The organism is Pseudodesulfovibrio profundus, assembly GCF_900217235.1.
In the GTDB taxonomy this organism is placed as follows: domain Bacteria; phylum Desulfobacterota; class Desulfovibrionia; order Desulfovibrionales; family Desulfovibrionaceae; genus Pseudodesulfovibrio; species Pseudodesulfovibrio profundus.
The window spans coordinates 2,669,145-2,686,909 of sequence record NZ_LT907975.1 but is presented as its reverse complement, the minus strand read 5'-3'; the positions used below and the strand labels follow the sequence as shown (position 1 = coordinate 2,686,909).

General features: G+C 54.6%; 14 protein-coding genes. 4 read left to right on the top strand and 10 right to left on the bottom strand.

The annotated features are described in order from the left end of the window. Positions 1-114 precede the first annotated feature (114 nt). A complete protein-coding gene (gene leuS, locus DPRO_RS12635) occupies positions 115-2,616 on the top strand; it encodes a leucine--tRNA ligase (protein WP_097012371.1) in 2,502 nt (833 codons plus the stop codon). A gap of 92 nt (positions 2,617-2,708) precedes the next feature. Here leuS and DPRO_RS12630 read toward each other — a convergent pair whose 3' ends face one another. The 3 genes from DPRO_RS12630 to lepA all read right to left on the bottom strand — a co-directional run bounded on the left by DPRO_RS12630 (position 2,709) and on the right by lepA (position 6,281). Next, positions 2,709-3,602: a class I SAM-dependent methyltransferase gene (locus DPRO_RS12630; protein WP_157917473.1), complete on the bottom strand. Its 894-nt coding sequence runs from the start codon at positions 3,600-3,602 to the stop codon at positions 2,709-2,711. A 229-nt stretch (positions 3,603-3,831) separates the two neighbouring features. Further along, positions 3,832-4,452: a signal peptidase I gene (gene lepB, locus DPRO_RS12625; protein WP_097012369.1), complete on the bottom strand. Its 621-nt coding sequence runs from the start codon at positions 4,450-4,452 to the stop codon at positions 3,832-3,834. Positions 4,453-4,475: 23 nt separating this feature from the next. After that, positions 4,476-6,281 carry a translation elongation factor 4 gene (gene lepA / locus DPRO_RS12620; protein WP_097012368.1) on the bottom strand — a complete coding sequence of 602 codons (1,806 nt, stop codon included), beginning with the start codon at positions 6,279-6,281 and terminating at the stop codon, positions 4,476-4,478. A gap of 316 nt (positions 6,282-6,597) precedes the next feature. Between lepA and DPRO_RS12615 the strand changes: the two genes are divergently transcribed. Further along, positions 6,598-7,290: a type 1 glutamine amidotransferase domain-containing protein gene (locus tag DPRO_RS12615; protein WP_097013744.1), complete on the top strand. Its 693-nt coding sequence runs from the start codon at positions 6,598-6,600 to the stop codon at positions 7,288-7,290. A 192-nt stretch (positions 7,291-7,482) separates the two neighbouring features. After that, on the top strand, positions 7,483-10,164 hold the full coding sequence (locus DPRO_RS12610) for a cobyric acid synthase (RefSeq protein ID WP_097012367.1): 2,682 nt from the start codon (positions 7,483-7,485) through the stop codon (positions 10,162-10,164). A 92-nt stretch (positions 10,165-10,256) separates the two neighbouring features. Here DPRO_RS12610 and DPRO_RS12605 read toward each other — a convergent pair whose 3' ends face one another. Continuing rightward, complete coding sequence (locus DPRO_RS12605) at positions 10,257-10,760, bottom strand: PocR ligand-binding domain-containing protein (RefSeq protein WP_097012366.1); 504 nt, start codon at positions 10,758-10,760, stop codon at positions 10,257-10,259. 222 nt (positions 10,761-10,982) lie between these two features. Continuing rightward, positions 10,983-11,258 carry a YHS domain-containing protein gene (locus DPRO_RS12600; protein WP_157917472.1) on the bottom strand — a complete coding sequence of 92 codons (276 nt, stop codon included), beginning with the start codon at positions 11,256-11,258 and terminating at the stop codon, positions 10,983-10,985. Positions 11,259-11,492: 234 nt separating this feature from the next. On the opposite strand from DPRO_RS12600, the gene ilvD reads away from it, so the two are divergent. Beyond that, on the top strand, positions 11,493-13,154 hold the full coding sequence (gene ilvD, locus DPRO_RS12595) for a dihydroxy-acid dehydratase (protein ID WP_097012364.1): 1,662 nt from the start codon (positions 11,493-11,495) through the stop codon (positions 13,152-13,154). Positions 13,155-13,289: 135 nt separating this feature from the next. Here ilvD and DPRO_RS12590 read toward each other — a convergent pair whose 3' ends face one another. The 5 genes from DPRO_RS12590 to DPRO_RS12565 form a co-directional block, all read right to left on the bottom strand. Further along, on the bottom strand, positions 13,290-14,027 hold the full coding sequence (locus DPRO_RS12590) for a substrate-binding periplasmic protein (protein WP_157917471.1): 738 nt from the start codon (positions 14,025-14,027) through the stop codon (positions 13,290-13,292). A gap of 355 nt (positions 14,028-14,382) precedes the next feature. Continuing rightward, positions 14,383-15,072: an HD-GYP domain-containing protein gene (locus DPRO_RS12585; protein WP_097012362.1), complete on the bottom strand. Its 690-nt coding sequence runs from the start codon at positions 15,070-15,072 to the stop codon at positions 14,383-14,385. After that, positions 15,062-15,394: a hypothetical protein gene (locus DPRO_RS12580; protein WP_157917470.1), complete on the bottom strand. Its 333-nt coding sequence runs from the start codon at positions 15,392-15,394 to the stop codon at positions 15,062-15,064. Before DPRO_RS12580 ends, DPRO_RS12585 begins: the two co-directional genes overlap by 11 nt. Before the next feature lie 393 nt (positions 15,395-15,787). Next, on the bottom strand, positions 15,788-16,462 hold the full coding sequence (locus DPRO_RS12570) for a DUF47 domain-containing protein (RefSeq protein ID WP_097012359.1): 675 nt from the start codon (positions 16,460-16,462) through the stop codon (positions 15,788-15,790). A gap of 37 nt (positions 16,463-16,499) precedes the next feature. Beyond that, positions 16,500-17,738, bottom strand: coding sequence for an inorganic phosphate transporter (locus DPRO_RS12565; protein WP_097012358.1), 1,239 nt, complete (start codon positions 17,736-17,738; stop codon positions 16,500-16,502). Between the last annotated feature and the right edge of the window lie 27 nt (positions 17,739-17,765).

Below are 17,765 nucleotides of genomic sequence, written 5' to 3'. Positions count from 1 at the left end.
AGACAAACAGCTGCGTGATGCCGAGGATGCAACAGCGCCCCTTGCGGTCGCGACACCTCCTCGGCTTTCGTGCGACAGAACGGATAACGCGCAGCAATCGACAAGGATATTACTATGCCCTTAGGTAAATACGATCCGGAAAAGATCGAGAAAAAATGGCAGCAGGCATGGCAGGATTCCGGCTGCTTTGAAGTTGAGGTGGATACGGACAAACCCAAGTACTACGTACTGGAGATGTTCCCCTACCCATCCGGCAAAATCCACATGGGCCATGTCCGCAACTACTCCATCGGCGATGTGGTTGCCCGTTTCAAGAAGATGCAGGGCTTCAACGTGCTGCACCCCATGGGCTGGGACGCCTTTGGCCTGCCCGCCGAGAACGCGGCCATCAAGAACGAGACCCATCCTGCCAAGTGGACGTACCAGAATATCTCCGAGATGCGCGAGCAGTTGCAGCGTCTTGGCTACTCCTACGACTGGCGCCGCGAAGTCGCTTCCTGCCGTCCCGAGTACTACAAGTGGGAGCAGAAATTTTTCCTGAAGTTCCTGGAAAAGGGCCTCGCCTACCGCAAGGACTCCCCCCAGAACTGGTGCCCCAGCTGTAACACCGTCCTCGCCAACGAACAGGTCGAGGAAGGGTTGTGCTGGCGCTGTGATTCCGAAGTCGAACAAAAAGACATGGAACAGTGGTTCCTGCGTATCACCGATTACGCCGAAGAACTGCTCAAGGACCTTGAGACCCTCGAAGGCGGCTGGCCCGAGCGGGTTCTGACCATGCAGCGCAACTGGATTGGTAAATCCTACGGCGCGGAATTGACCTTCAATGTCAAGGACATGGACGAGACCATCACGGTCTTCACCACCCGCCCCGACACCATCTACGGCGCTACCTTCATGTCTGTCGCGGCCGAGCATCCCCTGGTGGATCAGCTCATCGCCGACAGTGAGAACAAGGCCGAAGTCGAAGAGTTCGTCAACAACATCAAGAATATGGATCGCATCAAACGCGGCGCCGACGATCTTGAGAAAGAAGGCATCTTCACCGGCAAGTACTGCATCAACCCGGTTACCGGTCGCGAGATTCCCATCTTTGTGGCCAACTTCGTCCTCATGGGCTACGGCACCGGCGCGGTCATGGCCGTTCCTGCTCATGACCAGCGCGATTTCGAATTTGCTCAGAAGTATGATCTGCCGCTCCAGGTTGTCATCAACCCCAAGGAGATGCACGACAAGGGCGAAGTGCTCGAAGCCGAGTCCCTTGAAGCGGCCTTTGTCGATCCCGGCATCATGGTCAATTCCGGCGACTTCGACGGCATGGAGAACGAGCCTGCCAAGAAAGCCATTGTCGAGCACCTCGACAAGGCCGGTGAGGCCAAGATGGCCATCAATTACCGCCTGCGCGACTGGAACGTTTCCCGTCAGCGTTTCTGGGGCGCACCCATTCCGGTCATCTACTGTGAAGACTGCGGAGCTGTCCCGGTTCCCGAAGACCTGTTGCCGGTGCTGCTGCCCGAAAACGCTCAGGTACGCAAGGACGGCAAGTCCCCGCTGCCGCAGATGGAGGAATTCATCAATTGCGAATGCCCCAAGTGCGGCAAGGCAGCCCGACGCGAAACAGACACCTTCGACACATTCTTTGAATCATCCTGGTACTACCTGCGTTACTGCGATCCCCGCAACGAGGCAGAACCGTTCTCCAAGGAAGCCACCGGCTACTGGATGAACGTGGACCAGTATATCGGCGGTATCGAGCACGCCATTTTGCACCTGCTCTACTCCCGCTTCTTTACCAAGGCACTGCGCGACACCGGCTTCATCGAATGCGACGAGCCGTTTGCCAACCTGCTCACTCAGGGCATGGTTCTCAAGGACGGCGGCAAGATGTCCAAGTCCAAGGGCAACGTGGTCGATCCCAACGCCATGATCAACCGTTTCGGCGCTGACGCCACTCGTTTGTTCATCCTGTTCGCATCACCGCCGATCAAGGAGCTTGAGTGGTCGGATCAGGGCATTGAAGGTTCCTTCCGCTTCCTGAATCGCCTCTGGCGTCTGGTTGAAGGACTGGAAGACAAGCTGACGCCCACGGTGGCCGCTTCCTACAATGACCCCAAATCCGAAGCAGCCAAGCAGCTTCGTTTCAAAGAGCACGACACCATTCGTCGTGCCACCAAGGACATCGAGAACGAGTTTCAGTTCAACACGGTCATCGCCGCTGTCATGGAACTGGTCAACGAGATGTACCAACTCAGGGATGCGCTGGCCGAGGAAGAGCCGCAGGCCCTTTCTTCCGCCATTGCTACTGCCATTTCGCTGCTCTCTCCCGTCACCCCGCATATCTGCGAGGAGCTCTGGGAAGTCATGGACAACGAAAAGGGCCTGACCGAACAGCCCTGGCCGACCTTTGACGAAAAGGCGCTGGTCAAGGACGAAGTGACCTTGGTCGTTCAGGTCAACGGCAAGATGCGTGGTAAATTCCAGGCACCCAACAATGCGCCAAAAGACGAAGTCGAAGCCATTGCTCTCGGTCTGGATAACGTCACCAAGTTCACCGATGGCAAGACCATTCGCAAGGTCATCGTGATCCCGAACAAGCTGGTCAACATCGTTGCCAACTAGTTCGATCACCTGCCAACAGATCATTCAAGGCCGCTCCGAAAGGGGCGGCCTTTTTTATGTATGGAAAACCAGAAGCTTGAAACAAAGACTGACTACGGGACCTTTTTCAAGACGAACACACACTGGGAGGCAGACATGTCGGTCTGGCCGATGAGTATGGGCGAGGACTTGTAGAGCATGCCGAGGCAGCCGAAATCCTTTGCCATCTGACGAAAGCTGCGTTCGGAGAGAAAGGAGACATGGGTCTGCGCATCCTTGTACCACCAAGCCGAAAAGTCCGGATTCTCCCGCCAATCAATCACACCGGTTGTACCGATGAGGAATCCACCGGGACGCAGGGCGCTCATCACAGCAGTCATCTCTTTACGTGGCCGGGTAAAGTGCTCGAACACCTCGGTCATGGTGATGATGTCGAACTCCTCTTTGGGCAACGCGTCCAGCGGGATAAAGCGTTTACGCATGACAGGTGCCAGTGCCGGATTATACATGTCGGCCGGATAGTCCGTATTGGTGAAATCGAATTCCGCATAATCCGTTGCCCAAGGGCGCATCTCGTGCTGGAGCATGAGGTTCATGCTGAGTCCGGTACCGCATCCAAACACCAGAATCTTGGCTCGTTTGACATCGACATGCTGTAACGCAGCGTAATTGATGACCATAACAGTTTCTCGGTATCCCCGATTAATCCGCCCTTTGAGCAGGCTCTGGGTGGCCATGCCATCGTATATCCAGTCGAGTTCCTCCGCACAGAGGGCATCAAAATCGGTACAAAAAATGAAGTTGCACTTCGGACACTGGTAGTAGGGACGTGCGTAATCCGGGCCAAAAAAGTCATATACTGGCAACGGCTCGTGCTCCTCCCGCAGCCAAAGGATGGGCGACGGCGTACCGCACATCTTGCAGTTATGGATCTTGACGTGATTGGTGAGCGTGGGCTTACCCGGCGTGATTTTCGCGGGCTGATGTGGAATCGATTTGTCTGGCATCCGAACTCCCTGGTACGGTGTCATTGTAAGCGCAAAAGTCCTCCCCATTCACAATATTGCATACCCTATTAACACACCAACTCTTCGGCAGCAAAGTCTCCGGTGAGCCGCATCTATAAAGTCGGTACTCAGAGTGCCACCTGACTGAATAAAAAAAGTGCGGTAGAGGAAATTTCCTCTACCGCACCTTAAGTTGCGTTTGACTATGAATTCACACTAACATCGAAGGTTAGTTGAATATCGTTCCGATTCGATCAAAACGGATATCGCTGATGGATCCCCAGGACCAATAGATGATCAGCGCCTTACCCACGATTTTCTCGCGCTTGACCGGTCCCCAGAAGCGGGAGTCGTAGGAGCCTTCCCGGTTGTCACCCATCATGAAATAGTTGCCTTCGGGAACCTTGTAAGGGCCGAAGTTGTCACGTACCGGCATGATTCCCGGCTTGGTGTGCAGAACATACGGCTCATCAAGGGGATTGCCGTTGATGAACACGACCTTGTCCTTGATCTCAATGATATCGCCGGGCAGACCTATGATGCGCTTGATGTAGTCCTTGGATTCATCTTCCGGGAACTTGAACACGACGATATCGCCACGCTCGGGGTCGCCCACACGGAAGAGCACTTTGCCGCCGGTGGTTTCCAATAAGAGATTGGACGGGAGCCGAACATCATACGCGAACTTGGTCACCAGCAGGTGATCGCCGATCTGCAAGGTATCCAACATGGAGCCGGACGGAATCTTGAAGGCTTGAACGACAAAAGCCCGGATAACCAGAGCCAGCAGCAGCGCGACAACGACAGCTTCTATGGTGTCGCGAAATGATTTCATTGAGTCATGTGACATGTATGTTCCTTGCGTGATTTCATTTAATCTTCGTCAGCTTTGAGAACAGAAAGGAATGCTTCCTGCGGGATTTCCACGTTGCCCATGCGGCGCATACGCTTCTTACCCTCTTTCTGTTTTTCCAGGAGCTTGCGTTTACGCGAGATATCACCACCGTAACACTTGGCGGTTACGTCCTTGCGGAACGGTGCGTTGCGCTCCTTGGCAACGATCTTGTTGCCGATGGCAGCCTGGATGACGACTTCAAACATCTGGCGCGGAATGGAGCGCTTCAGCTTGAGAGCCAATGAACGTCCGGTTCGCGAAGCATTTTCACGGTGCACAATGCAGGAGAACGCATCAACAGGATCACCGTTGATCAGAATGTCCAGGCGGACAAGGTCTGCCTCACGGTAATCGATGATCTCATAGTCGAGACTTGCATACCCCTTGGTGGAGGATTTCAGCTTGTCGAAGAAATCATACATGACTTCGGCAAAGGGAATCTCATAGGTGATGACCACACGTTTTTCCGTGATATAGGCCATGTCCTTCTGAATTCCGCGCTTCTCCTCGCACAGAGCAAGCACCGCACCGACATAGTCGTTGGGCACATGAACCTCAAGACGTACGAACGGTTCGCTGATGGAACCAATCTTCGTGGGATCGGGCAGCTTGGACGGGTTGTCGATCACCATCACTTCACCGTTGACATCCACGACCTCGTAGATAACCGATGGGGCCGTCGTGATGAGGCGCGCCTCAAACTCACGTTCCAGCCGTTCCTGAATGATTTCAATATGCAGCAACCCGAGGAAACCGCAGCGGAAACCGAAGCCCAGAGCCTGGGATGTTTCCGGTTCATAGCTGAAAGCGGCATCGTTGAGTTGAAGTTTTTCCAGCGCGGCCTTGAGGTTTTCGTACTCTTTGGGCTCAACCGGATACAATCCGGAGAACACCATGGGCTTGACCGGTTTGAAGCCGGGATACGGCTCCGTGACCGGATTCTCGGCCTTGGTGATGGTGTCACCCACGGGTGCGTCACCGAGGTCTTTCATGGATGCGCAAAGGAATCCGACCTCTCCCGGTCCCATGGTCTTCATGTCCACGGGTTCGGGCATGAATGCACCGAGGCGTGTGACCTCAAAGTTCTTGCCGGTGGAAAAGATCTTGATCTCATCCCGTTTCTTGAGGGTTCCGTCAATGATGCGGAACAGAACGACAACCCCCTGATACGTGTCGTACCAGGAATCGAAGATCAACGCCTTGAGCGGCTTGTCCGGATCACCTTTCGGCGGCGGCAGGAGATTGACGACTGCATCAAGCACCTCCTGGACGTTCTTGCCGGTCTTGGCGGAAACAGCGATCGGATTGGAGCAATCCAGGCCGATAACCTCTTCAATTTCCTGGCTGATGCGCTCCGGGTCGGCGCTGGGCAGATCAATCTTGTTGAGCACCGGAATGACCTCAAGGTCGTTGTCCAGTGCCAGGTACACGTTGGCCAGTGTCTGTGCTTCCACGCCCTGTGTGGCATCCACCACCAGCAGAGCGCCTTCGCATGCGGACAGCGACCGCGATACTTCATAACTGAAGTCCACGTGGCCGGGCGTGTCGATGAGATTCAGGATATACTCCTCACCATCGGAATCCTTGTAGGGGATTCGTACGGTCTGTGCCTTAATGGTGATACCGCGTTCACGTTCCAGATCCATCTTATCGAGGTACTGGTCCTTCTTGTCCCGGTCACCGACCATGCCGGTGATCTCCAGAATGCGGTCCGCCAACGTTGACTTGCCGTGGTCAATGTGAGCGATAATGCTGAAATTTCTGATTTTATCGATCTTGCTCATATTCTTTTTGCTTAGATTGTTCCTCAAACCACTTAACACCATCCGTTCGTATTCCTGTCCGGCATACCACATGCCGTCATGAGAAGGCCCGACTCGGAATATCGAACGGATCAAAATTGTCTTCAGCGGCCTGATTCGCAGGCAATGGGAAAAGACCCCTTGCGGGCGTATCGGAACCGTCTTGTAAGGCATTTGAGAGAGGTTGTCTAATATATAATATGCACATTGCGTCGCTTTACAGCCCCCAAAAAGGAAAGGCGTGAACCATATCGATTTTTATTGTAGACTGATTGCATTCATTGAAAAAGGAGCAATCATGAGCCGAAAAAATGTACTCTTTATCGTGACGTCGCATGCCTCTCTTGGCGACGAAAAGGAAACCACCGGACTGTGGCTTGAGGAACTTGCCGCTCCCTACTACGCCTTCATCGATGCCGGTTGCGATGTACGTATTGTATCCATCAGTGGGGGCAGCGTTCCCATTGACCCGAAAAGCCAGGCCGAGCGCGGGGAGAATCCCGAGTCGGTCGAACGGTTCCTTGATGACAAAAACGCCATGGCCGCCATCCAGCATACGCCTTCAGTAGCCGAGGTGGACACCTTCGGCTTCGATGCCTTATTCATTCCGGGCGGGCATGGGACCATGTGGGACATGCCAGACAACGAGCACCTCGCCAAGTTGGTGGCCGCCACCTACGAATCCGGGCGCATTGTGGCGGCAGTCTGCCACGGCCCGGCCGGACTGGTCGGTGCAAGGCTTTCCAATGGTGAGCCACTGGTCAAGGATCGCGATGTGTCCGCCTTTACCGACAGTGAGGAAGAAGCGGTCGGCCTGACCGATACGGTCCCGTTCCTGCTCGAATCCCGTCTGACCGAATTGGGGGCCAATGTCCGTTCTGCACCCAACTTCGAGCCATTCGCGCTGGCTGACGGCAACCTGATTACCGGGCAGAATCCGCCTTCATCGGAAAAGGTGGCCGAACTCGTTCTTCGTGCATTGAAAATGTAACCGCAACCCTGCATAAGCCATAGATGGCCGCCCGAACGGGTGGCCTTTTTTCTATGATGCAGGAAAAACCATGGGGTCCCCACTTGCCCACACCCTCGATTCAACGTAGAACGGATATGGAATTTGATTCTCCTTCAGGCCCTCTCTCGCACACTGTAACCATCTGTTAAAACGAACAGTTATCAGTATACCATGGTCAAACAATCGGTCTTTGCCGGCATTCCCGATATTTTGGACGAGCAGAAATTCGCCCACGGTGGCAACCTGCGCAAAATGGCGGAACAGGCCAAATGCTCGCCCAGTGATATTCTCGATTTTTCCGCCAACGTGAACCCCCTCGGCCCTCCGCCGTGGCTGGGACAGGTAGTCGGAAAAGCGCTGCAACAGGTTGACTCCTACCCCGATCCCGATTGCCACGATCTGCTCATGGCGGCATCGGAAGCGTACAAGGTCTGGCCCACGCAGGTGCTGGCAGGCAACGGGGCTTCCGAGTTGCTGTTCGCCGTGGCCGGCATGGGTGGTTTCTCTCAAGCGATCATTCCTTCCCCGGCCTACGTGGACTATGCACGGGCGTGCAAAGCGCACCGGATCACAGTTCGCGAAGTGCCAATGACCGAAGACTTTCAGGTGGATTTCCCCAAACTCGGCCCGCTGCTGACCACACCGTCCCTCGTCTATCTATGCAGCCCCAACAATCCCACGGGCAGCACCTTCTCTGCCGAGGATCTGCGCGAAGTGGCCACCATGTTCCCCCACTGCCGATTCGTTGTGGATGAATCCTTTGCCGACTTCCTGCCCAAGGATGCCGACCGCCTGATACGCAACCGGCCATCCAATGTGATCACCATTGTTTCGCTGACCAAATTTTACGCCATCCCCGGCATCCGACTCGGATTGGCCTTTGCCGACCCGGACGTCATCATCCGCCTCAAGCAGCGACTCCCGGCATGGTCGGTCAACATTCTGGCCCAGAAGGTAGGCGTTCGCTGTCTCAAGGATACGCAGTACGCCCAGTATACCCGCGAACAGACGGCGTTGCTGCGTGAGAATCTCGCCTCGGGATTGCGTCAGATTCCGGGTATCACCGTGTACCCGGGAGCAGCCAACTACCTGCTTTGTCGTGTGGATCGCATCGGCCAGAACGCTGAGCCACTGTTTGAGAAGCTGCTCATGGAACACCGCATCGCCATTCGGCTGTGTGGCAACTATGAAGGACTGGACAATCGCTGGTTCCGCGTGGCTGTTCGCGACGAGGCTGACAACGAATGGTTGATCAATGCCATGGAAGCCGTGTCCGGCACGGCGCGCGCCCCGGTGGTCAAGCGATCCAAACGCACTCCGGCGCTCATGCTGCAAGGCACCAGCTCCAATGCGGGCAAATCCGTGCTGGCTGCCGCCTTTTGCCGAATCCTGCTGCAGGACGGGTACTCCGTAGCGCCCTTCAAGGCACAGAACATGTCCCTCAATTCGTTTGTGACGGACTCCGGCGGAGAGATGGGACGGGCGCAAGTCACTCAGGCCATGGCCTGCCGACTGCGCCCCGAGGTCCGCATGAATCCGGTTCTGCTCAAGCCCGGGTCCGACACCGGCTCGCAGGTCATCGTCATGGGTCAGCCCGTGGGCAACATGTCCGTGCGCGAGTATGTTCGCTACAAGCCCCGCGCATGGGAGGCCGTCAAAACAGCCTATGATTCACTGGCAAACGAATATGACGTCATCGTCCTTGAAGGAGCAGGCAGTCCGGCCGAGGTCAATCTCAAGCACCACGACATCGTGAACATGGCCATGGCAAAGTATGCCGATGCCAGGGTGCTGCTGGCAGGTGACATTGATCGTGGCGGTGTGTTCGCTTCCATTGTCGGCACCATGAATCTGCTCACTCCCCAGGAACGAAGCCTTGTGGAAGGGTTCATCATCAACCGGTTCCGAGGCGACCCCAGCCTGCTTGATCCCGCCTTTGGGCAGATGTTCGAGCACACGGGCAAGCCGGTCATGGGCACCATCCCTTACATCCAGTCGCTGGGCCTACCTGAGGAAGATTCAGTATCTTTCAAGGAAGGATTCCGTCCCGAGTCAGATAAATTTCCCGAAGATCAGTGCGTGGACATCGCGGTCATCGACCTGCCGCGCATTTCCAACTTTAACGACATCGACCCGCTCTATGCCGAGCCGGATGTCCGTGTTCGCATCGTCACCGACCCGAAACAGATCGGGACACCAGACGCCATCATCATCCCCGGCTCCAAATCCACGGTGCCGGACATGAAGGCCCTCAAATCCACGGGCATGGCCGCCATGATCCGCGAGCTGGTCAACAGTGACAGCAAAACGCAGGTGGTAGGCATTTGCGGGGGGTTCCAGATGCTGGGCGATCTGGTGGACGATCCTTTCGGACTGGAATCCGAGACCTCGCGCATGGAAGGATTCGGGCTGCTGCCCGTCCAGACCACGCTGGTCCCGGAGAAGACCCTCACAAGGACCTGGGGCAGGCACACGAAGTCCGGCCATCAGGTGCATGGGTACGAAATTCACCATGGCCAGACCGTGACTCTGGCCGACAACCTGCGCGTGGCCCTGCGCGACAATAACGGCGACCCCCTCGGTTTTGCACGGGCCGATGGCCGGGTCTGGGGGACCTACCTGCACGGCCTGTTCGACGCTGACGAATTCCGGCGTTGGTTCATCGACCAACTCCGCATGCGCAAAGGCCTCTCACCTCTCGACGAGGTGCAGGTACGGTTCGACATGGAAGACGCCCTTGACCATCTGGCAAGCGTGGTGCGCGAGGCCGTGGGCATGGACAAGATTTACAAGGCCCTCGGCTTTTCCGGTTGCTGCAATCAGGCCAGCCTGTTTTTCAATCTCGGCGGCTGATAACCGGCACATATCTTTCGCCCACCACCCAAAAACAAAAAGCCCCCGCAGCAAGAGACTGCGGGGGCTTCATTCTTTTATCGCTGGGTCGATCAGGCGTTGGCGGCGACGATGTCAGCCACGCGCTTTTCGATGTAGGCCTTGATCTCGTCGAGCTGATCCTGTGAGACCGTGGGGATGGTTTCAGCCAGTTTGGCAACTTCCTCTTCCTTCATGCCCATGGTCACCTGAACCATGAACTCTTCCATCTCCTCGCCTTCCAGCAGCGGGCCGCAACCGCCCACAGCGCCGACGACCTCATCGTTGACGATGACAGGCACATTGATCTTGGTCAGACAGATGTCACATTCCTCGATGAACGGTTTGCGCTCCTCGCGGGTCAGACGAACGAACTCCTGGCCCGACGGCGCACAGATACCGCTGGTACCCTTATCGCTTGAACGAATGGCCTTGCACAGCTCATTACACCACAACCGTTTGTTGGTGACGCGCTTGCCGTCTTCCTCGACCACTTCCGCATTGATATTGAACTTTTCAAACAGTTCCCGTTCCAGCTCCAACCACTGTTCAACGGGCATCAGATCGGTCATCTTCATCGTCGATTCTCCTAGGTGCTGTATATCATCCGCCAATAAAACCATATCCGGCGGACTGGAACTATAAGTCCGTAACAGGAAGCTGTCCAGTGACCGCCTGTATTTGCAACAAAAGGTTGCGCGTAGCAGATTCCTATTCAGTCTCGCCCATCTGAATGAAAATCGCCCCTGCTCTTTGGCGAGCAGGGGCGATGTGTACATCTCAAATCAAGTTTATGCTGTTTAACGAATACCAAGCAGGCCGAGCAACCCCTTCTTCTTTTCCGTGTACTTCGAAGGATTGTTCACGAACTTAGTCATGCACTTGGTCGAACAGAAAAAGTATTCGCCGTCAGCCTGAACAATGCGCTGGGTATCGTTATTGAGCCGGTTGACCTTTCGGCCGCAAACCGGGTCGCGCTCGATATGGGCGACTGCCTTGGTCAGATTATGCCGCTTTTCGGCACACCCGCATCCGGGTCCGCATCCGGGCATGGCTCCCCCTTTGTTACTGGTCATTTGGGCACACCTCATTAATACCACAATCCGCGGAGAATCGCGACTGGTGTGCACTCGTCAAGGATCAGGAGCAAAAGCCACGTGTGTTCGGCCAGTTATGCAAATCATATCCAAATGCGAAGAGACTGGTTGTCATCGATCAAACATTGATTGCTCAACCAAACAAGTTGACACATGGCTCCATTCAGGGTGAACTACCCCTCCGAATTATCATTAGAGAGAAGGAGTCCCTTGATGCGCAGTAAGAAGATGACTGGAGGATTGGAAAAGGCACCGCACCGTTCGCTGCTCTACGCGACCGGATTGTCCAAGGAGGAAATGGACAGGCCGCTTATCGGCGTATGTAACGCCGCCAACGAGATTATTCCCGGTCATGTGCATCTAGACACCATTACCGAAGCGGTGAAGACCGGCATTCGCATTGCCGGTGGTACACCCATGGAATTTCCCGCCATCGGCGTCTGTGACGGCCTCGCCATGAACCATGAGGGCATGAAAATGTCCCTGCCCAGCCGCGAGATCATCGCTGATTCCGTCGAGCTCATGGCCACGGCCCACCCCTTTGACGCCATCGTCTGCATTCCCAACTGCGACAAGATCGTACCCGGTATGCTCATGGCGATCCTTCGACTGAACATCCCGGCTGTTATCGTATCCGGCGGCCCCATGCTCGCAGGTCGGAACAAGACCGCGGATCTGATCAAGGTTTTTGAAGGCGTCGGCAAGGTCAAAGCCGGAACCATGACCGAAGAGAAATTGACCACCTACGAGGAGTCTGCCTGTCCGACCTGCGGTTCCTGCGCAGGCATGTTCACGGCCAACTCCATGAACTGTCTTTCCGAATCCATTGGTCTGGCCCTGCCCGGCAACGGCACCATCCCTGCCGTGATGTCCGCCCGCACCCGCCTCGCAAAAAAGGCTGGCATGCAGGTGATGGAGATGCTCGAAAAGAATATCTGCCCACGTGACATCGTCACCGAAAAATCCGTGCACAACGCTGTGGCAATGGACATGGCCCTTGGCTGTTCCACCAACACCACCCTGCACCTGCCCGCCCTGTTCGCAGAAGCCGGTCTCGATCTCAATCTGGCAATGTTCAATGAGATCAGCATGAAGACCCCCAACCTCTGCAAGCTCTCCCCGGCCGGTCCCCACTACATGGAAGACCTGGAAGAGGCTGGCGGCATCCCGGCGGTCATGTCCGAGCTGGTCAAAAAAGACCTGCTCAACCTTGATGTTATGACAGTCACCGGCAAGACTCTTGGCGAGAATCTCGAAGCTCTCGAAGCCAAGGTCACCAACAACGAAATCATCCGCCCCATCGACAATCCGTATTCGGAGGAAGGCGGCATCGCCATCCTGTACGGCAACATCGCTCCGGAAGGTTGCTGCGTAAAACAATCCGCCGTTGCCCCCGAGATGATGCGCAACACCGGCAAGGCCCGTGTTTTCAACTCTGAAGAGGAAAGCGTGGAAGCTATTCTGGGCAACCAGATCAAGCCCGGCGATGTCGTGGTTGTCCTCTACGAAGGCCCCAAGGGCGGCCCCGGCATGCGCGAGATGCTCACCCCCACCTCAGCCATTTCCGGCATGGGACTGGGCGAGTCCGTAGCGCTGATCACCGATGGACGTTTCTCCGGCGGAACCCGTGGTGCAGCCATTGGGCATGTCTCGCCCGAAGCCGCAGCCGGTGGCCCTATTGGTCTGATCCGTGAAGGGGACACCATTGAAATCGACATCCCCGGTCGGTCCATCAACCTGATGGTTGACGAGGCTGAACTGGAACAGCGCAGAAAGGAATTCAAGCCTGTAGTCAAGGAAGTGAAATCTCCGTTCCTGCGACGCTACGCCAAACTCGTCACCTCTGCCTCCCGGGGTGCAGTGTACGAAAAGTAGGAACACACTCATACAAAGCACAATGCCCTGTCCGACTTGTTCGGGCAGGGCTTTTTTCGCTTAAATCAGAATTCAACGGAAGAATGGGGCAGTTGGGGAAAGGGAGTGGTACTTATTCAGCCACAGGGCTTCGTACTATTGTTCGGACAAAAACGGATACCATTTCTGCTGAATCGCCTGATACGCCCCATCAGCCTGCATGCTCTGGAAGGCATCCTGCCATGCTTTAACTTTCTGCATGGAAGTTCCATCTGAAATGGCAATGTACACATCCATGTCTTTTATTGAAAACAGGACCTTGAACAATTCGGGATGAACTCCCAACTGCCTGGAGGCGGACAACACGGCAAGATCAGAAGAGATAATCGCGTCGACCCTTCCATGGAGCAGTTTTTTGTAATTCAACAAGCCATTGGTGGCTCTATCCAAATTGGTGAACCCTTTTCGGACAAGAAACTGATCTCGGGCGTCATTGATATAGGTACCAATAGCGTTGAGTTTTTTGGCATCGTCCAGACAGGAGATTTGTATATTAGCCCCCTTCAAACCTACCATAACCCATTGCAGTTTCAATATGGGACCAACCCAATGGAACTGGTTTTCGCGCTCGGCCGTGCGGGAAGTCGACAGCAATACGGTATTGGGCCTCGTCTGTAATGTCTCATACCCTCTGGCCCAAGGCATAACCACGACTTCAGCGGTATCGCCCGTACGCCGCATGATTTCCCGGGCGATCTCAACAGCCTGCCCGTCGAGTTTACCGTCCTGAAGAAATGCGGAACTACCCGCCAGTTCGGTCATGACGACCAGCCTCTTCTCGGCTAAGGCCGAGTGCGATGAGAGAAGCATGATGACGCATGCGTGTAAAAGCATGCTTACGATGCGCTTAAATCCAATATCCATATATCCTTACATTTGGCGAAAAGTGTCACGATTATCAGGACAGAGAAGCTACGTTGATTTGATACTAAAATCCAGTGCCAGAAACGAGAAAGGCCTCCTTGCGGAGGCCTGTGATATTTCTCGGTGCAAATAAAAGGAAGATGCTTCTTTATTAGCAGATTGCATGCCAACACTTACCACTTATTTAAATAAAAAATTTTCCACATTATTTTAGTTAGTTATGAGCAAGAGCCATACAGACTATCAGCTTTTCCCGATCTGCCCACAGTTCAAATTTTTCAACTCCTACTCACTTGACGCTGTATGAGAACAAATTTTTGTATTCCTACCCGTACTGCTTTTCCACATTCATGGTGGTGATGATTGTTCTGATCGTATCCACTGTTCTGCACAAGCCTTCAACCACCCGAGGATCAAACTGGGTTCCGGAGCAGCGTCGGATTTCCGCAACTGCCGCATCAAAATCCCGGGCCTCCCGATACGGGCGGTTCTGCAAAATGGCAGACAAGGAGTCAGCCACGGCAATAATCCGTGCGCCCAGTGGAATTTGCGATCCCGCAAGCCGAGCCGGATACCCTTTTCCGTCGTATCGCTCATGGTGATGTAGCACCATATCGACCACACCAAGGCTATTCAGTTCTTGCACAGGACGAAGAATGGCTGCGCCGGACTCCGGGTGCTGCCGAATGGAAGACCACTCGGCAGTGGTCAAGGGGCCTTGTTTTCGCAAGACGGAATCCGGCACACCAATCTTGCCGATATCATGAAGGTGACCGGCCACATGGATGACATCGGCCTCGGCAGGAGACACCCCCATGCTCAAGGCCAGAGCCCGGGCTATCTCGGCGACTTCCGCTGAATGAAGCGAGGTGTGCGGATCCTTGGCATCAATGGCGTTCCCGAGCGATTCCGCCATCTGGTGTATAATCGTGGTTACGACATGGGTCGCATCCCGGCACTGACGTTTCCCCGACAACGAAGTGACCGCTGTCGGGGATTGGGGATCAAGCAGCATCAACTCGTCTTCCTTGGGCTTCCTGTTCCAGGCGCTGAAGGTTTCGGGCGATCACTTTATGCAACACAGTGCCTTCGCCCGCTCCATCGACAGCTGATTTCTGCGCCAATCGAAACGAAATTCGAGCCTCTTCCACATTACCGCTGCCCTGATGGACCAAGCCAATGTTGTTGCGAATCTTGGCCTCGTGCAACGGTGATTCCATGCGACGGGCAAGGCGTCCGGCCTGAATCAGTTGAAACATCGCATCCTCGACCTTGCCGCAATTGAACGCCTTCATCGCCTCACGGTTCAACATGCCAAGCCTTTGCAAATTACTCATGGTCACTCCTTTTGGTTGATGTATTCCGACCGGAATCAGACCGGCCGGACATGTACATCGCCAAGTGGAGTTCATTGCTTCTTTCATACCTTTCTCGCCTGTTTGGTGCGCTTTTTGTGTCGGGTTTGGAATATATTGATTTTGAAAATCGTTTTCAAGTAAAAAATGTTTTTACTCAAAGGCAGACAAATCGCAGGCCATTTCAAAGATGTATCAAGGTAACTCTGAACACATAGTGATGGGATAATTCCCACCATCCCACTTGTGGAGAGTTGTACCCCTTTGACAAGCACACCAAACATCCAAAACACCAGCAGCATCGGATATCAACACAAAAAAACCCTCCGCATCCTTCTCGGATACGGAGGGTTCCTAAAATGCGAAGAGCAGAACCTAGCGAGCGATCATGGCCCGCAGATGGTCAGCGCAGTTCTCGGTGTTGTGGCACATGTCATCAAGGCAGTCGATGAAGTGCATGATCTGGTAGATGTCTTTGAAATCCAGATCCATGGCGTACACTTTCTTGTGCAGGTTGTTCTTGAGCTTGCGAACCGAATCACGCTCGGAACGAACCTTGCGGTAACACGCCTTGGTGCCGTCGCGATCAACGGATTCGCCGTGAACCAGGGCAATAGTCGCCTTCAGCGCCGGTCCAAGCAGCACAGTGGTTTTGGACACACCATCCAGAAGGAAGATCAGATCCTTCTGAATTTCCTCGGGGATATCCACCTTGCGCATGGCCAACCAGTGCAGGGCATCCTGCGCAGAATCCAGAATGTTATCCTGGAACTTTGTGTAATTGAGGAACAGCGGTTTCTCCACAGCCATGAACAGCCCTTTGGGCAGATGGTTGCGGATATTACGCTTGATGATGTCGGCGTGATTCTCAATGGCATCAATGGTCCGAGTCAACTCCTCGAATTCACGGCAAACGCCGCCGGAAACGTAGCATTCGAGCGATTCATCAATGGTAGCGATGCATTCGGCAATCTTGTCGTAGTGTTCGACAAGACCATCCATGGGGCTACGCTTGGCGAGGAGGCCGAACAAAGGAAGTTTGAGAGACATGTTTATATAACCTCTTTGGAAAATCGTTAAATTCGTTTTAGCTATAACACAGCCATTTCAACAGCACAAAGATTACTATGCTGGTCAGTGCGGCGATTGGCACCGTGGCGATCCAGTAGGTGACTATTCGCAGCAACACCCGGAAATCCACAGCATGGAAACCACGGGCCAGGCCGACACCCACAACACCACCGACCGCAGCGTGCGTGGTGGAAACGGGCAACCCGAGATTGGATGCCACGAGGACAGTGGAAGCCGCACCGAGATCCACGGAGAAACCGCGGGTGTTGGTCAGCGTAGTGATCTTTGTTCCCACTGTTCCCATAACCTTGTGCCCCAGCAGGCTGATACCGACGGCAATACCGACACCGCCAAGGATCAGCATGGAGAGCGGAACATCTGCCTGAGCCAGCAATTGATGTTCCTTGGCAATCAGATAGATGGCTGCCACAGGACCGATGGCGTTGGCAACATCATTCGCACCCTGAGACAGGGCAACATAGCAGGAAGTACCCACTTGCATCTTGCGGAAAATCCGCTCAACACCTTCAGCGCCTTCCTCTTCGTTGATGACAATCCGATTGACAAACAACCTGGCGAGCAACCAGGCCAGCACCGCAAGACACCCAGCAAACAGGAGGGCCGAACCCCAATGCAAACCAAGCCCCTTGCCTACGGGAGTCTTGTAAAGAAAAGACAGGCAGATAAGGAAAAAGGCCAGCGAGATCCAGATAGGAGCCCATCGCTTGGCCTGCTGGATGAAGTGGTGTTTATACAGAATATATTTTCGGATGTGCGAAAATATGAAGAACGCGATGCCTGCCGCAAAGAACGGGGAGATGATCCACGACATGACAATACCACCCATCTTGAGCCAGTTGACCACACTGGGTCCGCCGGCAACCAGGCCGAACCCCATGATCGCTCCCACAATGGAGTGGGTTGACGATACGGGGAGTGATGTGAGCGTCGCTATGAGCACCCATATGGCTGCTGCCAATAGCGCCGCGAACATCCCTATCATGATGATCTTCGGGTCTGATATCGCTGACGGGTTGATGATCCCCTTGCTGATGGTCGAGGTCACATGGGACCCCAGAAAAACAGCACCGGTGAAGTTCAGGATACTGGCGATGAATACCGCCTGCTTCACCGTGATGGCCCGCGCTCCAACAGCGGAAGCCATCGAGTTTGCCACGTCGTTTGCCCCCAGGTTGAACGCCATGAGGAAGCCGGCGCCCAGAGACATGAAAAAGAACAGATCGTAGATGTCCATTTGGTTACCCCTCTTTCGAGGGCTTTT

Excerpts from the sequence above, each read along its gene's own strand:
- lepA (WP_097012368.1), bottom strand. The coding sequence starts at position 6,281 with ATGAGCAAGATCGATAAAATCAGAAATTTCAGCATTATCGCTCACATT.
- ilvD (WP_097012364.1), top strand. The coding sequence starts at position 11,493 with ATGCGCAGTAAGAAGATGACTGGAGGATTGGAAAAGGCACCGCACCGT.
- lepB (WP_097012369.1), bottom strand. The coding sequence starts at position 4,452 with ATGTCACATGACTCAATGAAATCATTTCGCGACACCATAGAAGCTGTC.
- DPRO_RS12615 (WP_097013744.1), top strand. The coding sequence starts at position 6,598 with ATGAGCCGAAAAAATGTACTCTTTATCGTGACGTCGCATGCCTCTCTT.
- DPRO_RS12630 (WP_157917473.1), bottom strand. The coding sequence starts at position 3,602 with ATGCCAGACAAATCGATTCCACATCAGCCCGCGAAAATCACGCCGGGT.
- DPRO_RS12590 (WP_157917471.1), bottom strand. The coding sequence starts at position 14,027 with ATGCTTTTACACGCATGCGTCATCATGCTTCTCTCATCGCACTCGGCC.
- DPRO_RS12570 (WP_097012359.1), bottom strand. The coding sequence starts at position 16,462 with ATGTCTCTCAAACTTCCTTTGTTCGGCCTCCTCGCCAAGCGTAGCCCC.
- DPRO_RS12585 (WP_097012362.1), bottom strand. The coding sequence starts at position 15,072 with ATGCTGCTTGATCCCCAATCCCCGACAGCGGTCACTTCGTTGTCGGGG.
- DPRO_RS12610 (WP_097012367.1), top strand. The coding sequence starts at position 7,483 with ATGGTCAAACAATCGGTCTTTGCCGGCATTCCCGATATTTTGGACGAG.
- DPRO_RS12600 (WP_157917472.1), bottom strand. The coding sequence starts at position 11,258 with ATGACCAGTAACAAAGGGGGAGCCATGCCCGGATGCGGACCCGGATGC.
- leuS (WP_097012371.1), top strand. The coding sequence starts at position 115 with ATGCCCTTAGGTAAATACGATCCGGAAAAGATCGAGAAAAAATGGCAG.
- DPRO_RS12605 (WP_097012366.1), bottom strand. The coding sequence starts at position 10,760 with ATGAAGATGACCGATCTGATGCCCGTTGAACAGTGGTTGGAGCTGGAA.
- DPRO_RS12580 (WP_157917470.1), bottom strand. The coding sequence starts at position 15,394 with ATGAGTAATTTGCAAAGGCTTGGCATGTTGAACCGTGAGGCGATGAAG.
- DPRO_RS12565 (WP_097012358.1), bottom strand. The coding sequence starts at position 17,738 with ATGGACATCTACGATCTGTTCTTTTTCATGTCTCTGGGCGCCGGCTTC.